Raw genomic sequence first — 3,812 nt, 5'->3', positions numbered from 1 at the left:
GCAGCTCCCGCCCCACACAGTGCTCACCGCCCCGCCAGGATCGCAACTCCCGCTCGGGACAGAGCTCGCGCGGCCCTGCCGGGGAACCCAACCCCCGCCCGGGACAGAACTCGCACCCCCGCCAGGGAAGCGCAGCTCCCGCCCCACACAGTGCTCACCGCCCCGCCAGGATCGCAACTCCCGCTCGGTCCGGCGCTCACGGCCCCGCCAGGGAAGCGCAGCTCCCGCCCGAGGCAGAGCTCGCGCGGCCCTGCCGGGGGACGCAACCCCCGCCCGGGACAGAACTCGCGCGGCCCTGCCGGGGGACGCAACCCCCGCCCGGGACAGAACTCGCGCGGCCCTGTCAGGAAGCACTACCCCCGCTCGGGACAGAGCACCCCCGCCAGGGAAGCGCTGCTCCCGCCCGGGCCGGCGCTCACGGCCCCGCCACGGTGCGCAGCCCCGCCCCGCGGGCGGAAGGCGTGCCGGCTGCGTGAACGCACGGCTCCTGCGCCGGCCGGGCGGCAGCTCCGACTCGTCTGCGACATGGCTGCTGCCCCACCCGGGCGACAGCTCCGCCCCGTCGGCGACGTGGCTCCTGCCCGGCCCGGCTCTGAAAAGCGGGTCGGCTACTGCTGCGGGTGGTGCGGCGGGATCGGGGGCAGGTCGCCGGTCGTTTCGTAGGCCGACAGCATGTCGATCCGGCGAATGTGACGTTCGTCACCGGAGAAAGGCGTGCCGAGGAACGTCTCCACGAACTTCGTCGCCTCGTCCTGCGAGTGCATGCGCGCGCCCACCGCGACGACGTTCGCGTTGTTGTGCTGGCGCCCCAGGGACGCCGTCTCCTCGCTCCAGGCGAGGGCCGCACGGACGCCCTTGACCTTGTTCGCGGCGATCTGCTCGCCGTTGCCCGAGCCGCCGATGACGACACCGAGAGCCTCGGGGTCAGCGGCCGTGCGCTCCGCTGCCCTGAGGCAGAAGGGCGGGTAGTCGTCCTGGGCGTCGTAGATGTGCGGGCCGCAGTCGACGGGGTCGTGACCCGCCTGCTTCAGCCACTCGACGAGGTGGTTCTTGAGTTCGTAGCCCGCATGGTCCGAGCCGAGGTACACGCGCATGGGACGAGTGTGACACGGGTGTTTCGGGGAAGGCGCGCGGGGTGGCGCTCCTGAAAACTCGAGGCAAATGTGAGCCACATTACTGAACCTCAGGAAAACCTCAAGTAACAATCTGGATTCAAAGGTTCTCCTATTCGTTCGCCTCCGATTCACTGGACCGGCTCGTACACCGCTCGTGCGAGCCCCCCGTACGCCGCCATGCCGCGAAACACCCCTTTCGTGCGGCTCGTGCGCTTCGTACGGAAGTACAGCTCCCCGGCGCAAAGGAAATCCGTTCCATGACCTCGCAGCCGACTCTGAACAAGACCGGAAACGACCCCGGAGGTCCCGGAGAACCCGGAGCCGAGGGCTCCGGGCTGCAGGCCGGGCTCAAGAACCGGCATCTTTCGATGATCGCCATCGGCGGTGTCATCGGCGCCGGACTCTTCGTGGGTTCCAGCTCCGGTATCGCCACCGCCGGACCCGGCATCCTCCTGTCGTACGCCCTCGTCGGCACGCTCGTGGTGCTGGTGATGCGGATGCTCGGTGAGATGTCGGCCGCCAACCCGACCTCGGGTTCCTTCTCCGCACACGCCGACCGGGCCCTCGGGTCCTGGGCCGGTTTCTCCATCGGCTGGCTGTACTGGTTCTTCTGGGTCGTGGTGCTGGCGGTCGAAGCGACCGCCGGTGCCGTGATCCTGGAGGGGTGGATCCCGGCCGTGCCCCAGTGGGGCTGGGCCCTGATCGTGATGGTGGTGCTGACCGCCACCAACCTGGTCTCCGTCGGCTCCTACGGCGAGTTCGAGTTCTGGTTCGCGGGCATCAAGGTCGTCGCCATCGCCGCGTTCATCGTCATCGGCGGGCTGGCCGTCTTCGGGCTGCTGCCCGGTGTGGACAGTGAGCAGGCCGGCCTGAGCAACCTCACCGAGCACGGCGGCTTCCTGCCCAACGGGGCCGGCGCCATCCTCACCGGTGTGCTGCTCGTCGTCTTCTCCTTCATGGGCAGCGAGATCGCCACCCTGGCCGCCGGCGAGTCCGAGAACCCGCGGCAGGCCGTCACCAAGGCCACCAACAGCATCATCTGGCGTGTCGCCGTCTTCTACCTCGGCTCTATCGCCGTGGTCGTGTGCCTGCTCCCGTGGGACAGCAAGGCCATCACCAAGGACGGCTCCTACGTCGCCGCCCTCGACTCCCTCGGCATCGCGCACGCCGGTCAGATCATGAACTTCATCGTGCTGACCTCGGTGCTGTCCTGTCTGAACTCCGGTCTGTACACCGCCTCCCGCATGGCCTTCTCCCTCGGCCAGCGCGGCGACGCACCGAAGGCCTTCGCCCGCACGACCTCCAACGGCGTGCCGCGCACGGCGATCCTCGCCTCCGTCGCCTTCGGCTTCGTCGCGGTGTTCTTCAACTACAAGTTCCCGGACTCCGTCTTCCTGTTCCTGGTGAACTCCAGTGGCGCGGTCGCCCTGTTCGTGTGGCTGGTGATCTGCTTCTCCCAGCTGCGGATGCGGAAGATCATCAAGGCCGAGGCGCCCGAGAAGCTCGTCGTGAAGATGTGGCTGTACCCGTACCTGACCTGGGCGACCGCCGCGCTGATCGTGTTCATCCTCGGCTACATGCTCACCGACACCGAGCACGACGGGCGTCAGACCATCCTGCTGTCGCTGCTCGTTGCCGCGGTGGTGCTCGTCATCGCCTTCGTGAAGAAGGGACTGCGTGGGGGCCGGCCGGCCGCCGATGCCCCGCAGGCTCAGGGTGAGGAGCGCAGCGAGGTGTCGGCCGGCTGATCCTGCGGCCACCGCCTCACCGTTCGTCGTGAAGAGGGGCCTGTGGTGCGTGCTGTCGCACGCACCACAGGCCCCTCTCGCATTCCCGCGGCCGCCTACAGCACCGTGAAACTGTCCCTGACCTTCTCGTAGGTGGCGAGTGCCTCCTGCTCGATCCTCGCGTCGTACCACGTGTTGACCTGGTACGACTTGCCGGTCACGTTGAAGCCGAGCAGACGGGCGTGCCAGTGGACGCCCTTCAGCGTGAACGTGTACTCCCAGACGACCGCCGGGTGGCCGCGGAAGGTGGTCTCCTCCAGGCGGATCTTGCGGTAGTCCTGGCCCTGCTGGGCGTTGCGCTCCGAGGTCTGCCAGGTCTCCAGCAGGTCACCGCGGGCCAGGGAGGACTTGCCGACCAGTTCCTGGGTGCCGTCCGGGGAGGTGTAGTGCACCTCCGCGCCCGTCTTCACGTCCCGCCGCCAGCCGTCCGGCGTCGCCCAGGCGAACCCGCCGGCCTCCCGGTGCGTGCCGGGCGGCAGGGTCTGCGGCCTGGTGGTGCCCTCGACGGTGGGTGAGGGGGCGGTGGTGGTAGCGCCGGTGGCCGGAGCGGACGCGGAGGATCCGGCGCGGGGAGTGTCGTCGTCTCCCGGCGAGCCTGCTGACGTCGCCAGCAGGATGCCGACGACGGTGCCGGCGGTGGCGAGGGTGGCTGCCGCGGCGGCGAGCACGGTACGACGGCGGCCCGCGCCGGAGCGGGGACGCGCCCCGGGTGCGACCGGGACGGCAGGACCGGGGAGTTCGCCCGGCGGCATCGGCGTGGGTGCGGGGTGGGGGCGGCGCTCGGTCTCGGCCTGTGCACGGGTGAGGGAGACCGGGCGCCGGGACTTCGCGGGCGCCTGCGTGGGCGCGGCGTGCGCGGGGTGCGCGGGGTGCGCGGGGTGCGCGGGGTGCGCGGGGTGGTGGTGCGGGC

Annotated in this window: 3 protein-coding genes; 1 reads left to right on the top strand and 2 read right to left on the bottom strand. The window is 70.2% G+C overall.

Annotated elements, in window-relative coordinates; genetic code table 11:
* Nucleotides 1-608 precede the first annotated feature (608 nt).
* Complete coding sequence (locus GTY56_RS29975) at nt 609-1,094, bottom strand: ribose-5-phosphate isomerase (RefSeq protein ID WP_161368440.1); 486 nt, start codon at nt 1,092-1,094, stop codon at nt 609-611.
* 278 nt (nt 1,095-1,372) lie between these two features.
* Here GTY56_RS29975 and GTY56_RS29970 point away from each other — a divergent pair, with 278 nt between their 5' ends.
* Nucleotides 1,373-2,863 carry an amino acid permease gene (locus tag GTY56_RS29970; RefSeq protein WP_062926857.1) on the top strand — a complete coding sequence of 497 codons (1,491 nt, stop codon included), beginning with the start codon at nt 1,373-1,375 and terminating at the stop codon, nt 2,861-2,863.
* A 95-nt stretch (nt 2,864-2,958) separates the two neighbouring features.
* Here the strand turns inward: GTY56_RS29970 and GTY56_RS29965 are convergent.
* The coding region (locus GTY56_RS29965) for a serine/threonine kinase C-terminal domain-containing protein (RefSeq protein WP_524540155.1) at nt 2,959-3,812 on the bottom strand (854 nt) is incomplete at its 5' end.

The sequence above is a fragment of the Streptomyces sp. SID5643 genome, assembly GCF_009872555.1.
In the GTDB taxonomy this organism is placed as follows: Bacteria; Actinomycetota; Actinomycetes; order Streptomycetales; family Streptomycetaceae; genus Streptomyces; species Streptomyces iakyrus.
Note: the sequence above shows the minus strand (reverse complement) of the source record. Positions and strands in the feature narration are given on the sequence as shown.